Annotated in this window: 16 protein-coding genes; 5 read left to right on the top strand and 11 right to left on the bottom strand. The window is 68.1% G+C overall.

Annotated elements, in window-relative coordinates; genetic code table 11:
* Positions 1 to 9: 9 nt before the first annotated feature.
* Positions 10 to 708, top strand: a complete 699-nt coding sequence (locus WS70_RS08880; protein ID WP_226382821.1) for an Asp/Glu racemase — start codon at positions 10 to 12, stop codon at positions 706 to 708.
* A gap of 381 nt (positions 709 to 1,089) precedes the next feature.
* Here WS70_RS08880 and WS70_RS08875 read toward each other — a convergent pair whose 3' ends face one another.
* The 8 genes from WS70_RS08875 to WS70_RS31420 all read right to left on the bottom strand — a co-directional run bounded on the left by WS70_RS08875 (position 1,090) and on the right by WS70_RS31420 (position 9,761).
* Positions 1,090 to 1,836 carry an SDR family oxidoreductase gene (locus WS70_RS08875; RefSeq protein ID WP_059470102.1) on the bottom strand — a complete coding sequence of 249 codons (747 nt, stop codon included), beginning with the start codon at positions 1,834 to 1,836 and terminating at the stop codon, positions 1,090 to 1,092.
* Positions 1,833 to 3,383, bottom strand: a complete 1,551-nt coding sequence (locus tag WS70_RS08870; RefSeq protein WP_059597040.1) for an FGGY-family carbohydrate kinase — start codon at positions 3,381 to 3,383, stop codon at positions 1,833 to 1,835. Before WS70_RS08870 ends, WS70_RS08875 begins: the two co-directional genes overlap by 4 nt.
* A 32-nt stretch (positions 3,384 to 3,415) precedes the next feature.
* A complete protein-coding gene (locus WS70_RS08865; protein ID WP_059597139.1) occupies positions 3,416 to 4,507 on the bottom strand; it encodes an alcohol dehydrogenase catalytic domain-containing protein in 1,092 nt (363 codons plus the stop codon).
* 193 nt (positions 4,508 to 4,700) lie between these two features.
* On the bottom strand, positions 4,701 to 5,738 hold the full coding sequence (locus tag WS70_RS08855; protein ID WP_059597041.1) for an ABC transporter permease: 1,038 nt from the start codon (positions 5,736 to 5,738) through the stop codon (positions 4,701 to 4,703).
* Positions 5,725 to 7,245, bottom strand: a complete 1,521-nt coding sequence (locus WS70_RS08850) for a sugar ABC transporter ATP-binding protein (protein WP_082722233.1) — start codon at positions 7,243 to 7,245, stop codon at positions 5,725 to 5,727. The genes WS70_RS08855 and WS70_RS08850 overlap by 14 nt, the downstream gene beginning before the upstream one ends.
* Positions 7,246 to 7,333: 88 nt before the next feature.
* Entirely contained in the window at positions 7,334 to 8,281 is a 948-nt protein-coding gene (locus WS70_RS08845; RefSeq protein ID WP_059470106.1) for a substrate-binding domain-containing protein, read from the bottom strand.
* 100 nt (positions 8,282 to 8,381) lie between these two features.
* Complete coding sequence (locus tag WS70_RS08840; RefSeq protein WP_059470107.1) at positions 8,382 to 9,371, bottom strand: AraC family transcriptional regulator; 990 nt, start codon at positions 9,369 to 9,371, stop codon at positions 8,382 to 8,384.
* Between the two features lie 135 nt (positions 9,372 to 9,506).
* Positions 9,507 to 9,761, bottom strand: coding sequence for a hypothetical protein (locus WS70_RS31420; protein WP_159082873.1), 255 nt, complete (start codon positions 9,759 to 9,761; stop codon positions 9,507 to 9,509).
* Positions 9,762 to 9,945: 184 nt separating this feature from the next.
* Between WS70_RS31420 and capA the strand changes: the two genes are divergently transcribed.
* The 4 genes from capA (at position 9,946) to WS70_RS08820 (ending at position 14,426) form a co-directional block, all read left to right on the top strand.
* The gene (gene capA, locus WS70_RS08835) at positions 9,946 to 10,089 is read left to right on the top strand and encodes a capistruin family lasso peptide (protein ID WP_108033920.1); all 144 of its coding nucleotides are present in this window, start codon (positions 9,946 to 9,948) and stop codon (positions 10,087 to 10,089) included.
* Positions 10,090 to 10,140: 51 nt separating this feature from the next.
* Positions 10,141 to 10,860 (top strand): lasso peptide biosynthesis B2 protein, encoded by a 720-nt coding sequence (locus tag WS70_RS08830; protein ID WP_059597140.1) that lies wholly within the window; start codon positions 10,141 to 10,143, stop codon positions 10,858 to 10,860.
* Positions 10,796 to 12,538 (top strand): lasso peptide isopeptide bond-forming cyclase, encoded by a 1,743-nt coding sequence (locus WS70_RS08825; RefSeq protein ID WP_059597043.1) that lies wholly within the window; start codon positions 10,796 to 10,798, stop codon positions 12,536 to 12,538. The genes WS70_RS08830 and WS70_RS08825 overlap by 65 nt, the downstream gene beginning before the upstream one ends.
* A 133-nt stretch (positions 12,539 to 12,671) precedes the next feature.
* On the top strand, positions 12,672 to 14,426 hold the full coding sequence (locus WS70_RS08820; protein ID WP_059597044.1) for an ATP-binding cassette domain-containing protein: 1,755 nt from the start codon (positions 12,672 to 12,674) through the stop codon (positions 14,424 to 14,426).
* 63 nt (positions 14,427 to 14,489) lie between these two features.
* On the opposite strand, the gene WS70_RS08815 is transcribed toward WS70_RS08820, so the two are convergent.
* From WS70_RS08815 to WS70_RS08805, 3 genes are read right to left on the bottom strand one after another with little or no spacing between them, the layout of a single operon-like run.
* Positions 14,490 to 15,515, bottom strand: a complete 1,026-nt coding sequence (locus WS70_RS08815) for a fimbrial protein (RefSeq protein WP_059470110.1) — start codon at positions 15,513 to 15,515, stop codon at positions 14,490 to 14,492.
* On the bottom strand, positions 15,512 to 16,261 hold the full coding sequence (locus WS70_RS08810; protein ID WP_059597045.1) for a fimbrial biogenesis chaperone: 750 nt from the start codon (positions 16,259 to 16,261) through the stop codon (positions 15,512 to 15,514). The genes WS70_RS08815 and WS70_RS08810 overlap by 4 nt, the downstream gene beginning before the upstream one ends.
* Before the next feature lie 22 nt (positions 16,262 to 16,283).
* On the bottom strand, positions 16,284 to 18,752 hold the full coding sequence (locus WS70_RS08805; RefSeq protein WP_082722219.1) for a fimbria/pilus outer membrane usher protein: 2,469 nt from the start codon (positions 18,750 to 18,752) through the stop codon (positions 16,284 to 16,286).
* Between the last annotated feature and the right edge of the window lie 32 nt (positions 18,753 to 18,784).

Below are 18,784 nucleotides of genomic sequence, written 5' to 3'. Positions count from 1 at the left end.
GACGCTACGATGGAGCCTCCGCCCCATCCGCGGCGCTCGTCGCGCCTCTTTTCGATGCCGCTCATCGCCTGCCTGCATACCGCCGACAGCAACGTGCCGCGCTTCGAGTGCGCGGCCGCCGCGCTCGGTCTCGCGCCCGGATCGCTCACGCATCGCGTGCGGCCCGGGCTGCTCGCCGCCGCGGAGCGCGCGGCCGCGACCGGTTCCGGCCTGCCCGCTCCGATTGCCGAGCAAACCCGGGCGGCGCTCGTCGCGCTCGCGCGCGATGCCGATGCGGCGCTGCTCAATTGCTCGACGCTCGGACCGAGCGTCGACGCGCTCGCCGCGCATGCGAAGCCGATCGTGCGCGCGGACGCGGCGCTCGCCCGCGCGTGCGCGCAGGTCGGACGGCGCGTCGCCGTGCTGTGCGCGGCGCCGAGCACCGAGCGACCGACTCGCCAGTTATTCGAAGAGGAAGCGCGCGCCGTGGGCGCGCGGGTGGAGGTGCGGATCGTCCCGGGTGCGTGGGCGCGCTTTCACGCGGGCGATGCGGCCGGCTACCGCGCGTTGCTCGCGCAGGCGGCCGACGGCGCGTATGCGCTGGGCTTCGACATCGTTGCGTTCGCGCAGACGTCGATGGCGATCGCCGCGCCGGACGTGACGCTCGGACCGCCGCCTTTGACGGTGCCGGAGGCCGCGCTCGCGAGCGTCGTCGCGCGGTTGCGTTGACCGGCGCGAAGCGCATTCGGCGCGGCGGCGGCGGGCGATGCGCGAAGCACAAACGGCGATATGCGCCGATTCCGCGTCTCCGACGGCACGGGAGCCCCGCCGTTCGAATTTGGACACGCGCCGCCGTCGCGTCGAAACCGGCCTTTCCCGCGTGTGCGGACCGGTCGATACCGACGACCTGAGCATGTCTGCCGGCCGCGAAAGAACGGACACGACGGCCAGCCTGACGACGCACGCCGCCGCCCCGGCAAGTCCGCCTGCTCTCGCCAGGCTTCGCCTGCCGCGCGGTGCGCGCACCGCGCGCGGCGCATGACTCACCGCTCGATACGCGCCCGCATGTTGCGCAATGCCCGCCGTACAGCACGCCGTCCGCGCGCCGCGCTAACGCGCCGTATACCCCCCGTCGACGGGCAACGCCACCCCGCTCACCATCGCCGCCGCATCGCTCAGCAGGAACAGGATCGGCGCGACGACGTCCGCGACGCTCGCGAAGCGTCCGAGCGGAATCGCCGCGAGCATCGGCCGGCTCAGCTCGGGATCGCGCCACGCGTGCTCGGCCATCGGCGTCAGCGTGACGGTCGGATTGACACTGTTCACGCGAATCCCGTGCGGTCCGAGCTCGACGCACAGCACGCGCGTCATCGCATCGAGCGCCGCCTTCGACGCGCAATAGCTCAGATGCGATGGCAGCGCGACGAGCGCCGCCTGACTCGACACGTTGACGATGCTGCCGCCGCGCCCCGCGTCGATCATCGCGCGTGCGACGTGCCGCGCGACCAGCATCGCGCCGCGCGCGTTGACGGCCATCACGCGATCGAAGTCGTCGCCCTTCGTGTCGATCGCTGCGGCGAGGCGCGTCACGCCCGCGCAGTTGACGAGCCCGTCGAACGCGTCGCGCATCCGCTCGCCGCCGAGCGCCGCGCTCACCGACGCTTCGTCGCCGACGTCGAGCGCGAGCGGCTCGCAGCCCGTCTCGTGCGAAAGCCGCTCGAGCTCGCACACGTTGCGCGCGGCGGCGACGACGCGCGCGCCGCAGCCGCGCAGCGCGACGGCCGCCGCGCGGCCGATCCCGCTCGATGCGCCCGTCACGAGAATCGATCGGCCGTTGAAATCGAATGCGACGCTCATGATGTCTGCAGTCCGTGCATGAAGGGTTGGAGCGCCGGATAAAGCCCGGCGTAGAGCGAAAAGCGCGCGTCGTGGAGCGCCGCGCGCCGCGCATCGGGACGCGCGCGCTCGGCGAGCGTGACCCAGCCTCGCCGCGCGGCGTCGCGCGACACGAGCCCCGCGCCGACCGCCGCGAGGAGCGCCGCGCCCATCGCGGCTTCGACGTCCTCGGCGATCGTCCATACGGGGTAGCCGGTGATGTCGGCGACGCTCTGCATCCACAGGTCCGAATGCGCGGCGCCGCCGACCACGACGAGCCGGTCGTCGAGCGCGAGCGCGCCCGTGCCCGCCGCGCTCGCCGCGATGTTGTGCCGCAGTGCGTAAGTGACGCCTTCGAGCACCGCGCGATACAGATGCGCGCGCGTGTGATAGAGCGACAGGCCGACGAACGCGCCGCTCGCCTTCGCGTCCCACACCGGGCTGCGCTCGCCCATCAGATACGGCAGGAACATCACGCCGTCGCTGCCCGCCGGCACTTGCGCGGCGGCCGCCTCCAGCAGGCGATGCGCGTCGCCGTTGGGCGTCGCGCGCGCGGCTTCGACCTCCGCATGGCAGAACTGCTCGCGAAACCACGACACCGACGCGCCCGCCGTGATCGCGCCGCCGAACACGTACAGATCGCGCCGGCCGTCGAACACGTGCGGCATGCTGACGAGCCCGTGCCGCGCATCGGTCGTCTCCGCGATGTAGCCCCAGCACATGCTCGTGCCGATCATCGCGACATGCTGGCCGCGCCGCGTCGCGCCCGCCGCGAACGTCGCGACCGCCGCATCGACGCCGCCCGCGATGACGGGCGTGCCGGCCGGCAGGCCAAGCGCGTCCGCCCATTGCGCGAGGAGCCCGCCCACTGCCGCGTCGGAATCGACGAGCCGCTCCGGCATCATCGTCGCCGGGATGCCGAGCATGTCGAGCGCTTCGTCGGACCAGTCGCGTCGATCCAGGTCGTACACGCCGCCGATGTTGCCTGCGGCGCTGTGGTCGACCGCGAGCTCGCCCGTCAGCAGATACGCGACGTATGCGTTCGGCGGCACGAAATAGCGGATGTTCGCCCACACGTCGGGCCGCTTGCCGCGCAGCCACAGCATCTTCGTATAGCCGTAGTAGCTGTCGACGCCATTGCCCGTGATCGCGGACAGTCGCTCGACGTCGACGTTCGCGCGCACCCAGTCGACTTCGTCGGTCGCGCGCCGGTCCATCCAGATGAGGCACGGATGGAGCGGCCGCATCTCGCGATCGACGGGAATGCCCGAGCCGCCGTACAGGCTGCTCACGCAAAGCGCCTCGATCGACGCGGCGTCGACGCCCGCCGCGCGCGCATCGGCGACGCAACGCGCGATGCACTCGCACACTGCGTTGAACCACACGGCCGGCCACTGCTCGGCCCATAACGGCTTCGGCGTATCCGGCCGGTATGCCGCCGCGTGCTGCGCGATGATCGCGCCGTTCACGCCGACGACGATCGCCTTCGTGCTCTGGGTGCCGATGTCGACACCAATCACGCATTCCATGTCGCCTCCGCGATTCGGTTAGCGGCGCGCGGTCAGCGGCGCGGCTTCATCAGCACCTTGATCGAGTCGAGCGAATTCGCGACCCGGATCGCGTCGTCCCATTCGTCGAGCGAGAAGCCGTGCGTGACGATTCCCTTCGACGTGACGCGCCCGCGCGCGAGCAGATCGATCGCGACAGGATAGCAATACGGGCCGAGATGCGCGCCGCGCACGTCGAGCTCCTTGCGATCGCCGATGATCGACCAGTCGACCGTCGTGTCCTTGCCGAACACCGAGAACTCGACGAAGCGGCCGAGCTTGCGGATCAGGTCCATCCCTTGCGTGACGCCCGCCGGCACGCCGGTCGTCTCGATGTAGACGTCGCAGCCGTAGCCGCCCGTCAGATCGCGGACGATCGCGAGCGCATCGTCGCGCGTCGGATCAATCGTCACGTCCGCGCCGTATTCGCGCGCGAGCGCGAGCCGCGCTTCGACGAGATCGATCACGACGAGCCGCTTCGGCGTCTTCAGCTTCGCGACCTGCGTCATCATGAGGCCGAGCGGCCCCGCGCCCGCGATCACGACGACGTCGTCGAGCTGGATGTCGCCGCGGTTGACCGTATGGATCGCGCAGGCGAGCGGCTCGATGATCGCCGCGTCCTCGAGCGAGATGCCGAGCGGGATCTTATGGACGATCGCGGTCGGCGGAATCCGCATGTATTCGGCCATCCCGCCGTCGGCGACCTCGCGCTGGAAGCCGAAGATGTTGTGGACCTCGCACATCCAGTACTGGCCCGACTTGCAGTAGCGGCACTTGCCGCACGGCACGATCTGCTCGGCGATCACGCGGTCGCCGGGCGAGACGCCGAAGTGCTCGGCCGCGCCTTCGCCCAGTTCCTCGACGTAGCCGAAGAACTCGTGGCCGGGAATCACGGGCGCCTTGACCCACGGGCTCGGGCCGCCCCAGAACATCTTCGCGCCGGAATGGCACTTGCAGTCGCTCGCGCAGATCCCGCACGCGCCGATGCGGATCACGAGCTCGCGTGCGGCCGCGCGCGGCTTCGTCACGCGCTCGACGCGATAGTCCTCGGGGGCGTGGCAGACGATCGCCGTCATCTGCTGCGTATCGTTGTCTCGATTCGTCATGGTTTCGGTTTGCCTGACTGGGTTCGATGAAATGGGATGCCGGATGAAGCGGCCGGCGAACAGGCGGCGCTCGCGCGCGACGCGCGTGCGCCGCGTCCGCCGCTTCCGCCGCGCAAACAGCAACTGCTGCCGCTCGCCGCGACGCGGCGCATCACGGGCATCACGTGCGTTGCGCGCGTCGCCGCCGCGTGCGTCACTTGCGACGCTCGCGGCCGATGTAGATCGCGAGCAGGATGATTCCGCCCTTGATCACGTTCTGCACGTACGGATTCACGCCGATCATGTTGAGGCCGTTATTCAGCACGCCGAGCAAGAGCGCGCCGATCAGCGTGCCGACGATCGCGCCGCGGCCGCCCGCGATCGACGTGCCGCCCATCACGACGGCCGCGATCGCGTCGAGCTCGAAGCCGACGCCCGCGTTCGGCTGCCCGCTCATCAGGCGCCCGGTCAGCACGACCGCGGCGAGCGCGGACGTGAGCCCGGCGAACGTGTAGACGACGAGCTTCACGCGCGCGACGCGCACGCCGGACAGCCGCGTCGCGTGCTCGTTGCCGCCGATCGCGTACACATAGCGGCCGAACGGCATGCGTTCGAGCATCAGCCACGCGAGCGCGTAGACGACGAGCATCGTCAGCACGGGCATCTGCACGCCGAGCACCTTGCCGCTGCCGAAGAAGCGGACCCAGTCGGGCAGCCCGTCGATCGGATAGCCGCCCGTGTAGATGAGCGCGACGCCGCGCGCGATGCCCATCGTCGCGAGCGTGACGATGATGGGCGGCATCCCGGCGAACGCGACGAAAAAGCCGTTCGCCGCACCGAGCGCGACCCCGACGCCGACGCCCGCGGCGAGCGCCGCCGCGCCGTTGATGCCGGCGACGAGCAGCCCCGCCGTCAGCGTGCCGGACAGCGCCATCACCGAGCCGACCGACAGGTCGATGCCGCCCGTCAGGATCACGCAGGTCATCCCGACGCCGATGATCGCGTTGATCGACACCTGCCGCAGCACGTTCTCGAGGTTCGCGGCGCTCAGGAAGCTGTCGCTCGCGAACACCATCGCGATGCACACGACGACGAGCCCGATCAGCGGATAGAACGTCGTCGAGCGCCTGAGCGCGCCGAATGCCTGCCGCACGCGCGCGCCGGCGGGCGGCGGCGCGTCCGGGCTCGCAAACTGCGCGGCGGGCGCGGGGGGAGGAGACGACGACGGCGTCGTCTGGTTACGCATGTTCATGGTTCGCTCCGCGTGCGTCTGAAGTCGCATAGGTCATCACCGTGTTCGGCTCGATCGCGTCGCCGTCCAGCACCGCTTCGATGCGGCCCTGGCGGAACACCGCGACGCGGTCGCACATCCCGACGATCTCCGGCAGCTCGCTCGAGATCAGCACGATCGCGTAGCCGCGCGCGGTCAGCTCGCGCATCAGCTGGTAGATCTCCGCCTTCGCGCCGATGTCGATGCCGCGCGTCGGCTCGTCGAAGATCAGGATGCGCGCGTGGTGGTTGATCCAGCGCGCGATCACGACCTTCTGCTGGTTGCCGCCCGACAGCGTGTCGACGCGCGTCTCCGGCGTCGGCGCCTTCACGCCGAGCCGCTTCATCAGATCGAACGTCGTGCGCGTCTCGGCCGCCGCGTCGACGAACCAGCGCAGGCTGCGGTGCTGGCCGAGGTTGTTGATCGCCACGTTGTGGCGAATCGAGAACTCGGTGACGAGCCCTTCCGTCTTGCGGCTCTCGGGCAGGAGGCCGATGCCCGCGCGCAGTGCGTCGGCGGGGTCCGCGAGGCGCACCGCGCGGCCGCGCACGCGCATCCGCCGCACGCGCGCGCGTTTCGCGCCGATCAGCGCGAGCGCAGTCGACGTGCGTCCCGAACCGACGAGGCCCGCGAAGCCGAGGATCTCGCCTTCGCGCAGCGTGAAGCGGTTGACGGGGCCGTTCTCGCGCACCTGCAGCGCGTCGACTTCGAGCACGGGCGCGGCATCGCGCGCCGCGGGCGGCTTCGGCGGAAAGCTGTTTTCGATCCGCCGGCCGACCATCATCTCGACGAGCGCGCCGACATCGGTGTGCGCGACGTCCGTCGTGCCGACGTACTGCCCGTCGCGCAGCACGGTGATCCGGTCGCACACCTCGAAGATCTCGTCGAGATGATGCGAGATGAAGATCATCGCGACGCCCTGCCGCTTCAGCTCGCGCATCACGCCGAACAGGTGCGCGGCTTCGGCGGGCGTGAGCGTCGCGGTCGGCTCGTCGAGGATCAGGATCCGCGCGTCGAGCGACAGCGCCTTGCCGATCTCGACGAACTGCTGCTGCGCGACCGACAGCGCGCGCACCGGCGTCGACAGATCGATCGCGATGCGAAGCCGCGCGAAGATGTCCGCCGCCGCGCCGCGCATCCGCGCGCGGTCGCGCAGCCCGAACCGGCCGCGCCACTCGCGGCCGAGGAACAGGTTGTCGACCGCGTTCAGGTCCGGAATCAGGCTGAACTCCTGGAACACGATGCCGACGCCGGCCGAGATCGCATCGTGATAGTTCGCGAAATGCCGCGCCTCGCCGTCGATCGCGATCGCGCCTTCGTCCGGCCGGTAGATGCCGCAGAGAATCTTCATCAGCGTCGACTTGCCCGCGCCGTTCTCGCCGAGCAGCGCGTGAATCTCGCCGCGCGCGACGCGCAGATCGATCCCCTGCAGCGCGACGACGCCGGGAAACCGCTTCGTGATGCCGGCCAGTTCCAATATCGTGTCCATCGCTTCCTCGCTCGCGCTCATGCGCGCCGCCCGCCGCCGCGTGCTCCCCGGCGCGGTGCGGCGCACGCGCCTCGCGCATGTCGTCCGCTCACCAGCTGAAGGTCTTCGCGTTGTCCTTGTCGATCAGCTTCACGTCGACCGGAATCGCCTTCGGCACATTGGCGCCCCACTTCTTCGCGAGCCCGATGCCGATCGCGAGGCGGATCTGGTCGCGCGGGAACTGCGCGGACGTTTCGACGAACTTCGAGTTCGGCTTCTGGATCGCGGCGATCGCCTCGGGCGCGCCGTCGACGCTCGTCAGCTTGATGTCCTTGCCCGACGCCTCGATCGCGGACAGCGCGCCCATCGAGCCGCCGTCGTTGACGCTGAAGACGCCCTTCAGCTTCGGATGCGCCTGAATCATGTTCTCGGTCACGGCGAGCGCGCTCGCGCGTTCCTGCTTGCCGTTCTGCACGTCGACGATCTTCACGTTCGGGAATTTCGCGAGCGCCGCGCGGCAGCCACGCACGCGCTCGAGGATCGGCACGACCGGAATGCCGTCGAGGATCGCGACTTCGCCGCCGCCTCCGATCGCCTTCGCGAGGTACTCGCACGACATCGCGCCCGCATCGAAATTCTTCGAGCCGACGAACGAATCGACCGGGCCGTTCGCGTTCGCGTCGACCGCGACGACGACCGCGCCCGCCTTCTTCGCCGACACGACGGCCGACTGGATGCCCGTCGAATCGGTCGGGTTCACGAGCAGGATGTCGATCTTCTTCTGCAGCATGTCCTCGACGTCGCTCACCTGCTTGCTGACGTCGTGATGCGCGTCGGTCACGATCACCTGCGCGCCGATCGACGCGGCCGCTTCGTTGAGCGCCTTTTGCATCGTCACGAAGTACGGGTTGTTGAGCTCCTGGAACGTCATGCCGATCTTGAGCGGCGCCGCGTGCGCGACGCATGCGCCGCCGAGCGCGAGCGCGAACGCCGCGGCGCGCAGCGCGCGCGCGGCCGGGTTGCCGGAAACCGGCGTCGAGGAAGCGGTAAGCATCATGGTTGTCTCCGTTTTCTAGGTATGCGCGCGCCCCGCGCGCCGCGGAAGCGGCGCGCCGGAATACGCGTGACTGCTGGGTTGCTCGGGAACGCGGTCCGGCTCAGCCGGACAGCAGGACTTCGGGGATCGGACGGGTAGCGCCGCGCGCCTGCGCGGCGGGCACGATCGCCGGCGCGCCGGCGATGCCCGCGCCGCGCTTCGCGGCCGCCTCCGACGCGTCGCGGCTCGCGTCGTTCAGCGCCTGATAGCGGCGAAAGCGCGACGGCGACATTCCTTTCACCGCGAGGAACTGGCGATTGAAGTTCGACAGGTTGTTGAAGCCGCTCTTGAAGCAGATGTCGGTGACGCTCGCGTCGCCGTCCATCAGCAACTGGCAGGCCAGATTGATGCGCATCCGGTTCACGTACTGGACGAACGGCAAGCCCGTGTGCCGCCGGAAGTAATGCGAGAACGCGCTCACGCTCTGTCCGGCGAGCCGCGCGAGATCCGTCTCGCGCAATTCGTTCGCGAGGTTCTTGCCGATGTACGCGAGCACGTGATTGATGCGGGTCGACGCGAAGCTCGACGGATCGGCCTGATACGCGGGACTCGCGAGCAGTTCGCGGTCGGTCGCGTCGACGAGGATCTGCAGCATCGACAGGAACAGCACGATGCGCCGCAGCCCGCGCGCGTGGATCAGCTCGGCGAAGAGCGGCTTGACCGCATCGCTCGTGCGCGCGCCGAACTGCACGCCGCGCCGCGCGTCGGCGAGGAGTCCTTCGACGTGCCGCCACTCGATGAAGCTGTCCGCGCAGCGCGCGACGAACGCCTGGTCGAACTGCACGACGAGATTGCGCTCGGCGATCGTCCTGCCTTCCGGCACGTCGCTGACCCAGTTGTGCGGCAGGTTCGGCCCCATCAGCACGAGATTGCCGGGCCCGAATCCGCCGACGTAGTCGCCGACGAACATCTGGCCCGTCGTCTCGACGATCAGATGCACTTCGAATTCCGGATGAAAGTGCCACCGCACGGTGCGGTACGGGTAGCCATGCGACCACGCCTTGAACGACTCGCCGCGGCGTACGTCGACGACTTCGAGATCGGGCTGCACTCGCTCCTCCTATTCTCCAGACCACGGCGCGCGCGCCGCTCGTCCGATGCGGCGGACGCATCGGTCGACGCTGTCCGCCGTTCGTCTCGTGTAGTGCGAACGATAGTCGCCGGACATGCGGCCGGCCACTAAAAATCAGACACCAGACTGGTATTTTTTTGAATTCGGATGAATGCGGAGGCCGTAGGCGTCAAATTTGGTGCGAAGCAGCAGGTCTTGCGCGCATCCTGCGGCGCGGCAACGCATCGCCGGCTCGGCCGTTCGGCGGGATGACCTGACGATGCCGGGCGCTCCGATCTCCGTCATCGCGAGAGCACGATCGCCGATAAGCAATGCGAGTTTTATTTTGTTTCCAAATTCCGGAATTAAGCCGACAAATCCGGATTTCAATTTTTCAACAAAGATAAATCGTCCATTCGAGATAAATTATCGAATTCGAAGATATAAAACTGCTTCCATGGAGAAAAGAATATTCCGATTGAATTTCTTGCGAAGTGATGCTATAAACCTAACGCCGGGCGCCTTACTATCATGAAAGGCGGTCGGCTAAATCGATATTTTTTAGGAGATTAAAATGGTTCGACTTTTGGCGAAGCTTCTCCACATCACGATCCAAGGCTCCAACGGCGTCAGCCTGGATGCGGTTTCCTCGACGCACGGCACGCCGGGCTTCCAAACCCCGGACGCCCGCGTCATTTCGCGCTTCGGATTCAATTAATTAGCGTCTCGTAAAGCCGATGGGGCATTTCGCCCCATCGGAAAACCGACCATGATGCTAGCCCGCCATTGCCATATCGCGGTATTCGACCAGGCGATCGTCGCGCTCGATATGCGGCGGTCACGATATTTTCTTTATGACGAAGCATGCGCGAGTGCTTTTGCCGACCATTATCTGGATTTCAAGCCGGTCGATACATCGCGCGCATTGAAGCCGTTGATTGACGACCGGATCATCGTCGCCGAATCGCCGGAGCCCGCCCGAAGCCGCATCGCCGATTACCGCGCGTGGCGCTTCGACGCATTCGAGTCGGGCATATGGGCAAGCCGGGTGCTCGGCGAGCGGAGCACTTCCCGTTTCGAATGGCTGCCGTTCTGGCGCATCGTGCGCAGCGCGGCGTCGCTCAAGATGCGCGGTTTTCACGCACTTTCCGCACTCGATCGGCTCGACGCCCGTCCCGCGAACGCCGCGTCCACGGACGGCGACGGCTCGTCGCAAACGGTCGAGCGCTATCTGCGCGCGTCGATCTGGTCGCCCTTTCGCATCACATGCCTGCAAATGTCGCTCGCGCTCGCCACGCATCTGAGGCGGGAGAGCGTGCCCGCTCAACTCGTGATCGGCGTGAGGCCGATGCCGTTCATCGCCCATGCTTGGGTCGAAGTCGACGGGCGCGTGTGCGGCGACGAACCGGACCTGAAAAAGAGCTATGGCGAAATCTATCGAACGCCTCGACCTGACGAACGCGCCGCCCCGGTCGGGCTGGCGGCTTGAACGGCGCGCGTGGACGGACGCGGTCGGATATCGCGGTCTGCTGTCCTGCAACAGCGGACCCGATCGGCCGATCGGCGCGACGTTGCTCGAAGTCGGCGGCCGCGCGTACCTCCGCGACGCGCACTCGAGCCTCGATCGCGCGCTCGCGCGCGCCCGCACGCTGACCGACGCGCGCGACGTCGTCACGCGCGGCGTCTGGGGCGCCTACATCCTCGTGCTCGACGAAGCGGCGACCGGTCGCCGGCTGTTCCTGCCCGACCCGCTGCATTCGGTCCGGCTCTATTACCGGGCGGCCGGGAACGGTCGCGTCGACGTCGATCCGCAGGCGGCGAACCTGCTCGACGGCGCGCCGATCGACTGGAACCTGGACTACCTGATCGAATTCGCGTGCACGCAGTTCGGCCCGCTTGACGAAACGCCTTTCGCGTCGGTCCGCGCCGTGCCGCCCGGATGCGCGCTCATCGTCGACACCGACGGGCGATGCACGATCGAGCGCGCGTGGCTTCCGCGCACGGGCGCCGTTGGCGACGTCCGCGCGTCGTGCGCGGCGGCGCTCGACGACGTCTATTCGAGCATTGCGCGCAGCCATCCGAACGTATGCGCCGCGCTGTCGGGCGGCGTCGACTCGTCCGCGGGCGCGATCTTCCTGCGCAAGGCGCTCGGCGCAGATGCGCCGCTCGCCGCCGTCCACCTGTTCTCCACGTCGTCGCCCGACTTCTACGAGCGCGACATGGCGGCGCGCGTGGCCGATTCGATCGGCGCGGAACTCATCTGCATCGACATCGATCGTCATTTGCCGTTCTCCGAACGGATCGTGCGGACGCCGCCCGCCAGCCTGAGCCAGGACATGCTGTTTCTCGGCATCGACAAGGCGGTATCGGGCGCGATCGGCCCGTCGTCGGTGCTGCTCGAAGGCCAGGGCGGCGATCTGCTGTTCAAGGCGGTGCCGGACGCGAACGCGGTGCTCGACGCGCTTCACGGCAAAGGATGGTCGTTCGCCCTTCGCACGGCGGAGAAGCTCGCGATGCTTCACAACGACTCGATCCCGCGCATTCTGCTGATGGCGGCGAAGATCGCGCTGAGAAGACGGCTGTTCGGGCAGGACGCTTCGGTGTCGCAGCAGACGATGTCGAAGCTGTTCGCGTCGCGCGGGGCGGCCGGGCAGGCGCGCACCCGCACGCCGCGGGATCTCCGCGCGGACACCCCGTCCGACGAGTCGATCTCGGTGCTCGACCGGTTCGTGTCGATCATGACGCCCGTCACCGACGCCGCGTATACGAGCCGGCTCAATCCCTATCTCGCGCAACCGGTCGTCGAGGCGACCTTCGGCCTTCGGAGCTACGACAGCTTCGATCACCGGAACGACCGGATCGTGCTGCGCGAGATCGCATCGGCGCACACTCCCGTCGACGTGCTGTGGCGAAGGACCAAGGGATCGTTCGGCATCGGCTTCGTGAAAGGGATCGTGTCGCATTACGACGCATTTCGCGAACTGCTCCGCGACGGCGTGCTGATGCGAAGCGGCAAGATCGACGAAACCGAACTCGAGCACGCGCTGAAGGCAGTGCGCGTCGGTCAGAACGCGGCCGCGATCAGCCTCGCGCTCGTCGGGTGCGTGGAGGTTTTTTGCGCATCCTGGCAGAATTTCGTCGCGAACCGGCGCGTTGTGGCATGCTGACGAAGCGTTTCGCCGCGCCCCGCGTGACGCTCCCGCCATTGCATCCGTTCCGGCGGCGGATCGCGCCGCCGCGCGCCGAAACGCCGTTTCTCCCGTCCCGAACGCCGGTTTTCCGGCACGATTGCGAATCGACATGAAGCTTGCCGCGCTACGCTCGTTGGCGGACGTCGTCCGCCTGATGTTCGACAAGGAAACGAATGCGAGAAAGCTGATCGCCGCCGGCGTGCTGATCGAGGCGCTGACATCGACTTTCATGCTGCTCGGCCCGGTCACGTTGAAGCTCGCGGTCGACGAGATGTCGCACGCGCATTTCGACGCCGTGAAGGCGTCCGTCGACATCGTGCTGTTCGCCGCGCTGTGGTCCGCGTCCGCGATCTCGTCGATCATCCTGCTCGCGTATACCGGCCGGATCGTCAACGCCGTGTCGAACGCGCTGCTGCGCCGCGCGCTGCACGCGCAGCTCCCGGCGCTCGCCGGCCGCGCATCGTCCGACAGCGGCTATGTGCAGGGTCTCCTCGAACGCTTGCCGTACAGTCTTCAGGTGATCATCGAAGGCGTGCTGTGGAAGATCACGCCCGTCGTGATCCAGCTCGCCGTCGCGCTCGTGCTGATTTCGCTGCTGGTGCCGCTACGCTACGCCGCGATCCTGTTCGCGGTGCTGGCCGCCTATTTCCTGTTCTCCCACTTGTCGGCCGAGCAATACGAGAAGAGCGCGGCCGCGACGAGCGAGGCCGCGGGCGCGCTGTCGACCGCGCTCGGCGACGTGCTCGCGAATGCACCGCGCGTCGTCTACAACGGCGCGGTGCAGCGGGAGATCGACTACGTCGCGGCGAGAGCCGGCGCGCGGCTCGATGTCGGCTGGCGGCGGTCGTGGCTGCTCACGCGCGCGGCCGTCTATCAGTACGGCATCATCGCGTTCGGCATGGCGGCGATGTTCGTGCTGTGCGTGCGCGACATCGCGGCCGGCCGGATCACGCTCGGCGATTTCATGCTGCTGCAGACCTACGTGCTGCAGTTCGCGCTGCCGCTCGGCGCGTACGGATTCGTGCTCCGCCAGGCTGGCGCGGCGCTCGCGAACGTGCGCGAAGCGCTCGAGATCGCCCCCCGGGCGGCCACAGCCGACGCTGTCCGCCTGCAGCCGGGCGGCTCGGCCGCGCACGTCGCGGTCCGCCGGCTAGCGTTTCGCCGGGCGGATCGCTTCGCGATCGAACCGATGTCGTTCGACCTGCCGGCGGGCAGCTACACGGCGATCGTCGGACACAACGGCTCGGGCAAATCCACGCTCGCGAAGATCGTCGCCGGGCTGCTGCCGCCCGACGACGGCGTCGTCGCATACGACGACGTCGACCTGTACGGCGTCGACGACACTGCGCGCAGCGGCTTCGCGCTCTACGTTCCGCAGGACGTCGCGCTCTTCAACCGACCGCTGCGGGAAAACGTCCGCTATTACCCGTCGACGCTCACCGACGACGACGCGACGCGACTGCTCGAACGCCTCGCGTTCCACAAGGACGGGCGGCGCATCGACCTCGACGGCGATGTCGGCGAAGGCGGCGCTCGCCTATCGGGCGGCCAGGTGCAGAAGGTCGAGCTCGTCAGGTTGATGGGCGTCGACGTCCCCGCAATCGTCCTCGACGAAACGACGTCGGGCCTCGATCCGCAAAGCGACGCGCTCGGCATCGCGATGCTTCGCGAGCGTCTTTGCAGGCGCACGACGCTCGTGCTGATCACCCATCGGATCGCGAACGTCGAGGCGGCCGACCAGGTGCTGTTCCTGTCCGCCGGGCGGCTCGTCGCGGCAGGTCCGCATCGGCGCCTCATCGATACCTGCGACGAATACAGGACCTTCTGGCGCCGCCAGCCCGAGCCTGCGGTGTCGAACGCATGACGCCCGGGCATCCGTGCGCGGCGGCCGCCGCCGAATCGCCAAGCGCAAGCCGGTCGAGCGCGATCAGTAGATGAACAGCCGAATCGTCGCCGTCCCGGTAAACGGCCCGATCTTCGGTGCGCCGAACGACTTCAGCACCGCATCGAGCACGACGTTCTGATACGACACGTTCCCCGGCATCTGCGTGAGCACGAACTGCTGGTTGAACGGAATCGCATTGCCGTTCTTGTCCTCGATGCCGATCCCGAAATTGCTGTCGCTCTGCGGCACGAGCAGGCCGTTGCGCACGATCTGCGAGGTCTCGAAGTAGCCATCGACGCGCACCGGTATGCTGCATTTCTTCGTCAGCGCGAGGCTGAACTGCTTGCGCGGCGCAGCAGGAGAAAAGCCGTTGCCGGACGCCTGGATCTGCCCGAACTTCACGATCCCCGGCTCGGGCGTCACCGTCACGTCGACCATGCACGGCGTCGGCTTCAGGTTCTGCAGGCCGCTCAGCCGGTACTGGAAGCTCGGGTTCGTGTTGTTCAGGCCTTTCTCGCCGTCGAACTGGAACACCGTGTACACGTCGCTCGGCGGCTGCACCCACGCGCCCTTCTTGCGCACGACCACCTGGTACGTGATGCTGATCGGAATCTTCGGGCACCGCTTCGCGTTGAAGTCCGCCTGCGAGCACGGCGGCACGGCGAAGCCCGTCGGCACGCCGGTGCCGGGACGGCTGCCCGCGCCGAAGTGGTCGACGCCCTGATAGCGGATGCCGATCTCGAGCCCCCACGCGGCCGGATTCTTGCCGTCCGGATTCGCGTAGAAGTAGATGTTGTCGACGATGCTCAGATTGCCCGCGCCGCCGAGATCCTTGTAGCAATAGCCGTCCGTCGTGCGCGGCGACGAAATCCAGATCACGTAGCCGTCGGGCGCGTCGGTCGGATACGACGCGACGTTGCCGATCGGCTCGGTGAGCGACGTCTGGCCGCTGTTCGTCAGGCAGCGCACCGCCCACGCGGGCTGAGCGAATGCGACGAGGAGCGCCGCGCAGGCCCACGCGAGCCAGCCGGGCATGCGTCGCGGCAAGAAGCGAGTGAACGCGCTCATCGCTTCACGCTCCGGCACGCATTGCCGTCGCACGCGTACTCGACCGTCACCTGGCCGCCGTAGTCGTCGACGTGCGTGACGTGGAGGCCGCCGCCCGCCGACGCCGAGAACGGCACGCTCGCCGCGCCCTTCGGATTCACCATCACCGGATCGAGCGGCTGCGGCGTCTTGTTCGCGCCCGCCGCGAGCGCAACGACCGTGATGTGATACGGCGTCGGGTTGTCGAATACGAGCTGGTGCGCGGCCGGATCGACGCGCAACGTCATCGGCAGCGTCGGGTCCTCATCGCGCGCGGGCTGGACGCCCGCCGGCCGGTAGAACAGTTTCATCTGCGTGTGCAGCGCGATCTGCAGCGCGTTCGGCGTGCCGGTCTTCGGCGGCACCTCGCGGATGTTCAGATAGAACACCGATTCGCGATCGGCCGGCAGCGCGGCGCCCGGCATCCGCGCGATCCGCAGCACGTTGCGCTCGCTCGGCTCGACGCGCTGCAGCGGCGGCACGACCATCAGCGGCGTCGTGATCTTGTTGCCGTGCTCGTCTTCGAGCCACGACTGCACGAGATACGGATACGCATCGCTCTTGTTCGAGATCGTCACGATCGCGGCCTGCTCGCCTTCGTTGAGGATCACGCGGGTGCGGTCCGGCACGATCGCCGCGTGCGCGGCGCCCGCGAGCGCGGCGAGGAGCGCGGCGGCCATGCGCCGTGCGTTCGAAGCGGAAAGGCATCGTGTGGTCATGTTCATCATCGTGTCGAGTCGGTCAGGTCGGTCAGCGCGACGCGTGCTGCGTCGCGGATTCGCAGCCGACGGGCGCGGGCGTGCCGTCGAGCTGCAACGTGTCGGGAAGCGCGGCGGGCGTGCAGATCGTCTTCGCGCCGGCGCGCACGACGAGCTTCGCGCGCGGCTGCACCTGCGTCAGGTACGCGGCCCCTGCCTCGCCGACGATGCCGAGCTCCTTGCCGGTCTCGGCGTCCTGCACCGACGCGCCGAACGGCACCGGCGCGCCGTCGTCGCCCGTCAGCGTGACGAACACGTTGCGCCCGCGCGCCGCGTTGAACTTGATGTAGCCAATCGCGCCGTCCGTCAGCACGGTGCGCTGGATCGGGTTCGTCACTTCGGTGTCGAGGCCGAGCTTGTCGACGCTCACGGTCGCGTCGTACACGTTGTACGGCGATACGCCGTCGATCACCGCGTAGCCGCGCGAATCGGTGCGTGCATACGAGCCGGCGAGCGGCACGCCGGGCACGCCGTCGGTCGATACGAGCAGACGCGTGTCGCCCGCGTTGCCGTTCGCGTGCGCGGTCACGCCGTAGCGCGTCGCGACGAACGAGCCGTCGACTTCGAGCGACGCCGACGCGTACGCGTTCGCGACCGTCGACGCCTGCGCGGTCAACTGGTAAGACGGCGTGCGCTGGCGGAAGCTCGCGTTCGCGGACGCACGGCCGTCGGTCGCGCCGCCGTACACCTGATAAGTGCGGCCGTTCATGCCGTCGTAGATGTAGCCCGCGTTCACGCTCGTGCCGCCCTGGCCCGTCGACACGCTCGACGTGAGCGTCTGGCGCTCGCCGAGCGGCAGCGTCGCCGTTAGCGACACCTGGTTGCCGCCGCCGCCCGCGCCTTGCGTGCGGAACGCGGAGAAGCTCATGTTCACGCTCTTCAGCCCGCCGAGCGAGAACGCGCGCGTGAGCGTCACGCCGATCCGCTGATCGGACGGACGCGACCAGTAGGTCGTCTGGTCGTACGAGAAATAGGTCGACGTATCGCCGAAGCGCTTGGACAGCATCGCCGAATAACGCTGCTTGCCGTTCGCGAGGCCGGACGCGGTCGGGTCGCCCGAGAACTGCTGGAAATTCGTGTAGTCGCGCTCCGAGAAGCGATAGCCGAAGAAGCGCACGTCGGCGTCGAGCGCGTCGAAGTGCTTCGAATAGTTGATGCGATACGAGTTGCCCTGCTTCGTCTGGCCGTTCCACCAGAGCGTCGCGCGCGCGTGCGTGATGTCCGCCGACAGCGCGCCGAAGCGGCCGAAGTCGCGGCCGATGCCGAACGCGACCGACGTATAGCCGGACGCCGCGATGAGACCGCCGTACACGGTCACGTCGAACGGCAGCCCGTACGCAGCCTCGGCAAAGCCGAACCACGGCGTGATGCCCGCGCCGCCGAACGTGCGCGGCTTGCCGATCGCGGTCTTGTAGCGCAACTGGCCTTCGCGCGCGAGAAACGGCACCGATGCGGTCGCGACCTGGAAGCGCTGGACGGAGCCGTCCTCTTCCTCGACGACGACGTCGAGCGTGCCCTGCACGCTCGTATTGAGATTCGACAGCGCGAACGCGCCGGGCGACACCTTCGTCATGTACAGCACGCGGCCGGCCTGCATCACCTTGACGACCGCGTTCGTGCGCGCGACGCCCGCGACGAGCGGCGCGTAGCCGCGCATCGACGGCGGCAGCATCCGGTCGTCGCTCTTCATCGCGACGCCCGACATCGAGAACGTGCTGAAGATGTCCGAATCGACGTAGATCTCGCCGAACGACAGCGTCGACTGCAGCGACGGCAGCGCGCGGTACGCATAGAGCTGATTGAAGCGGAACGTGCGATCCGCGTAGACGGAGCCGCCCGCGTTCGTCTGCGCCTGATAGTCGCCGCGAAAGCGCCACGCGCCCCAGTTCGCGCCGATTGTGCCGTACGCCTGCACCGAGTTGTTCTGCTGCGCGCCGCCGCCGAACGCGTGATTCGCGTTCGCGAGCAAGCGATAGTCGAGCATTGCGCCGTCGACGCCTTCGCTCCAGCGCTCGGGCGGCAGGTACGACGCGTCGGTGAATTCGAGCGCGGCTTGCGGAATCGTGATCTTCAGGCGCCCTTCGCCCTTCTGATAGCGGATCGTCACGCCTTCGATCGCGGCGAGATCCGCGCAGCGGCCGCCCATGAAGCGCGGCATGTCATTGACGAGCGACTGCTTCAGGCCGAACTGCGCAACGAGTTCGGGCGTGATGCATGCGCGCGCGCCGTCCCCTTCGTGCTGCGCGACGAATTCGACCTGCTGGAGGCCGTAGAACACGTCATTGACCTGCACGTCGAGCAGATACGTGCCCGGCAGCGTGAAGTCCGCCTGCGAGAACTGCGACAGGTCGACGTCGTTCGCGCCGTCGATGCTCAGGAACGACGAATTGAACTCCGTCGCCTGGGCATGGCTGCCGGCGACCAGCATGGACACGCAGAAGAAGGAAGGTCTGATTCGCACGCCGACTGACTGAAACGGGATAGGGATCGCGG

This window comes from Burkholderia mayonis (genome assembly GCF_001523745.2).
Taxonomy (GTDB): domain Bacteria; phylum Pseudomonadota; class Gammaproteobacteria; order Burkholderiales; family Burkholderiaceae; genus Burkholderia; species Burkholderia mayonis.
The sequence above is the reverse complement of the archived record's forward strand: the minus strand, read 5'-3'. Positions and strand labels throughout refer to the sequence as shown.